The sequence below is a fragment of the Streptomyces sp. NPDC060198 genome (assembly GCF_042728415.1).
GTDB lineage: Bacteria > Actinomycetota > Actinomycetes > Streptomycetales > Streptomycetaceae > Streptomyces.
Genome location: NZ_JBHWZJ010000527.1, coordinates 1 through 3,797 on the forward strand (window position 1 = coordinate 1; position 3,797 = coordinate 3,797).

A 3,797-nucleotide genomic window follows, 5' to 3' on the forward strand; every position below is an offset into this window, starting at 1 on the left:
AAGTGTTCGCGCCCGAAGAGCTGGCCGACGACACCCAGCGGCACGTCCTGTTCGGAGCACCTGGCCACCGCGTGCAGCACCACCGCGCCTTCGCCGGCCGCGATCTCGCCGAATACGTGGAGCAGTTCGGTCTTTCCGGCCGCCACCGGACCACTGACGGCGACGACGCTCCCGCGTCCGCCGAGACAGTCGGCCAGCAGCTCTCGAAGTCGCGTCAACTGGTTCTCACGCTCGACAAAAACCACAACAAGCTCCACATCTCGGCGGCGCGGCGCGTCGCGCGAATTTCGGACATCTGCTCTTCGGTGGGGGCCGGCGAGCACGTCAGGGCCGGGGCTGCGGCGGCGCGGCCCCCGGCAGCAGCCGTCCCTCGATCAACGCCCCGATCCGGTCCTGGTGCCGGAGGGGGAAGAAGTGACCGCCGGTGAAGGTCAGGACCTCCGTGGCGCCGGTGGTGTGCTCCTGCCAGGCGCGTGCCTCCTCGGGTGTCACCTTGGGGTCCTCGCTGCCGGTCAGCACGGTGACCGGGGTGCCGAGGAGGGGGCCGGGGCGGTGCCGGTAGCGTTCGATCGCCCGGTAGTCGCCGCGCAGTGCGGGCAGGAACATCTCCACCAGCTCCGGCTCCTCCAACAGGGCGGCCGGGGTGCCGCCCTGGCGGACGATCTCCGCCAACAGGGCACCGTCGTCCGCGAGATGGAGTGTCTCCTCGCGGTGGGTGGACGGGGCGCGGCGCCCGGAGACGAAGAGCGCGGCGGGCCCCGCCCCGGTGGCGGCCGCCAGCCGGCGGGCCGTCTCGTACGCCACCACCGCGCCCATGCTGTGCCCGAGGAACGCGGGCGGCGCGTCCCACCAGGGCTCCAGGACCCCGGCGAGCGCGTCCGCCAGGCTGCCGATGTCCTCGGCCGGCGGCTCCGCCCTGCGCTCCTGGCGCCCCGGGTACTGCACGGCCAGCACCTCCACCTTCGGGTGGAGCCGGGCGGAGAGCGCGAACCAGAAGCCCGCGGAGCCCCCGGCGTGCGGGAAGCACACCAGCCGGGCAGTGGCCTCGGGGGAGGGGTGGAAGCGCCGGATCCAGAGTTCCGTGTCGAGCCCGGTCGTCATGCCCGTACCTCTTCCTGGTCGCGGTCGGCCTCGTGGTCCCGGACGGGCCGGGGCAGCGCGGCGAGCAGTTCGCGGGTGTACGGGTGGGCGGGGTGGTCGAAGATCTGTTCCACGTGTCCCGACTCGACCAGCTCTCCGTCCTTCATCACGATCACCCGGTCGCTCACGTGGTGGACGACACCGAGATCGTGCGAGATGAACAACAGGGCGAGGCCCAGTTCCCGCTGGAGTTCCGCCAGCAGATCGAGTACCTGTGCTTGGATCGAGACGTCCAGCGCGGACACCGGCTCGTCGCAGACGATCAGCCGGGGCTCGGTGGCCAACGCCCTTGCGATGGCGACACGTTGACGCTGTCCGCCGGAGAGCTGGAGCGGTCTCCTGTCCGCGACGGCCGAAGACAGGCCCACCTGGCCGAGGAGTTCGAGGACTCGCGCGTTCCTGTCCCGGCCACGAGGTACCCCCGCCCTGGCAGCGGCCTCGGCGACGATGCGCCGCACCGTGTGCCGGGGGTCGAAGGAGCCGAGCGGGTCCTGGTGCACCACCTGGAGGTGGCGCCGCCGCTCGCGGCGGGCCCGTTCGGGCAGGCCGCTCCAGGGCTCCCCCTCGAACCGTACGGAGCCCTCGTCCGGCTCCACCAGACCCAGCACGATGCGGGCCGTCGTCGTCTTGCCGGAGCCCGACTCGCCGACCAGCCCCAGGGTCTCGCCGGCGCCGATGCGGAAGGAGACGTCGCGCACCGCGGTCCAGGAGCCGCCGCCGGGCGCCCGGAAACTCTTGGAGACGCCCGCCACCTCCAGCAGCGCCGGTCCCGTGCCCCCGGCCGGCTCGTCCCGGGGCACCGCGACCGCCGTCCCCTCCGTCCGGGGCCGCGAGGCGTCCGGTGCCGCGAGCGGGACCTCACCGCCGGGGTGGCGGCAGAGCGTCAGGTGCCCGTCCCCGTCCACCGTCGCCGCCGGGAGCTCCGTACGGCACAGGTCGTCCGCCGAGAAGCAGCGTGCCGCGTACGGGCAGCCGCCCGGACCGGCGGCGGGCCGGGCGGCGGGGGCCACGGAGAGCGCGCGCCCTTTGGAACGGGTCGTCGGCACCGCCGCGAGCAGGGCCCGGGTGTAGGGGTGCCGGGGATCACTCAGGACGTCGGCGGCCCGCCCCTGCTCGACCACCAGACCGCCGTACATCACGGCGACCCGGTCCGCGAGCCTGGCCACCACCGACAGGTCGTGGCTGATCAGCAGGAGCGCGGTCCCCTCCCCGACCAGCCGCCCCAGCAGATCCAGCACCTGGGCCTGCACCGTCACGTCCAGCGCCGTCGTCGGCTCGTCCGCCACCAGCAGCTCCGGGGCGCCGGACAGCGCGGAGGCGATCAGGGCGCGCTGGCGCAGTCCGCCGGACAACTGGTGCGGATACTCCGCCGCCCGCCGCTCCGGGTCGGGGATGCCCGCCTCGGACAGCAGCGCGAGCGTCCGCTCCCGCACCCCGGGCCCCGCGGCGAGGGAGTGTTCGCGCAGCGTCTCGGCCACTTCCGCACCCACCGTGCGCAGCGGGTCGAGCGAGACCAGCGCGTCCTGGAGCACCAGCCCGATGCGGCGCCCCCGCACGGTGCGCCACTGGCGTTCGGAGAGGGCGGTGAGGTCGATGCCGTCGAATTCGAGCCGCCGGGCGGATACCGAGGCGTGGTTCCCCGTCAGTCCGAGCAGGGTGCGGGCGGTCACGCTCTTGCCGGAGCCCGACTCCCCGACCACGGCGAGGCATTCGCCCCGGTCCAGCGTGAGGGACACGTCACGGACAGCGCGCACCTCCCCGTCGCGGCGGAAGGTGACGTCCAGCCCTTCGACGGTCAGCAGGGGCGACACGGTGGCGTTCATCGGGCGGACCTCCGGGTGAAGCGCTGCTGGGCGTAACGGCCGACCACGTTGACGGCGATCACCGTCGTCGTGACGGCCGCGCCGGGGAACACGCCGATCCACCAGGCCGTCTGGAGGAAGTCGCGCCCGGCGGAGAGCAACGCCCCCCATTCGGGCGAGGGGGCGGCGGGTCCGAGACCGAGGAAGCTGAGCCCGGAGGCGGAGATCAGCGCGGTGCCGAACCCCACCGTCGCCAGGGTCAGCAGGGGCGCCAGGGCGTTCGGCAGGATGTGCCGCAGCACGATCTGCCGGCGCTGCAGGCCGAGCGCGACGGCCGACTCGACGTAACCGGAGCCGCGGACCACCAGGGCCTCCGCGCGGACGAGCCGGGCGTAGCCGGGGACGAAGGCGATGCCGATGGCCAGCATGACGTTGACCGTGCCGGTGCCCAGCACGGTCACCACCAGCAGCGCGAGCAGGAGCCCGGGCAAGGCCAGCAGGATGTCCGCCAGCCGCATCAGGATTCCGTCGGCCGCCCGGCCGCCCAGTGCCGCCGCCAGACCGAGCACGGCACCTCCGGCCACTGCGATGAGCGTCGAGCCGAAGCCCAGCAGCAGGGACGGCCGGGCGCCGTGCAGGATGCGCGAGAACAGATCCCGGCCCAGCTGGTCTGTCCCCAGCCAGTGCGCGGAACTCGGCGCCTTCAGAGCGTCGAGCGGATCGATCGCGGAGGGCGGGGTGTCGGTGAACAGCCCGGGTGCCACCGCCACCAGCACGACGAGCAGCAGCAGGGCGCCCGCCACCACCACGGTCGGCGGAACGGAAGCAAACGCTCCGGCCCGTCGCCGCCGGGTC

General features: G+C 73.8%; 4 protein-coding genes. All 4 read right to left on the minus strand.

Features of this window, described 5'->3' with window-relative positions; all coding sequences use genetic code 11:
- A partial coding sequence (locus ACFWEP_RS32820) for an ATP-binding protein (protein WP_387375675.1) occupies positions 1-245 on the minus strand: 245 nt, incomplete at its 3' end.
- Positions 246-324: 79 nt separating this feature from the next.
- Positions 325-1,101, minus strand: coding sequence for a thioesterase II family protein (locus tag ACFWEP_RS32825; protein WP_387375677.1), 777 nt, complete (start codon positions 1,099-1,101; stop codon positions 325-327).
- On the minus strand, positions 1,098-2,963 hold the full coding sequence (locus ACFWEP_RS32830) for a dipeptide ABC transporter ATP-binding protein (protein ID WP_387375679.1): 1,866 nt from the start codon (positions 2,961-2,963) through the stop codon (positions 1,098-1,100). Before ACFWEP_RS32830 ends, ACFWEP_RS32825 begins: the two co-directional genes overlap by 4 nt.
- Positions 2,960-3,797: ABC transporter permease (locus ACFWEP_RS32835; RefSeq protein WP_387375681.1), on the minus strand; the 838-nt coding region annotated here is incomplete at its 5' end. The genes ACFWEP_RS32830 and ACFWEP_RS32835, both read right to left, overlap by 4 nt.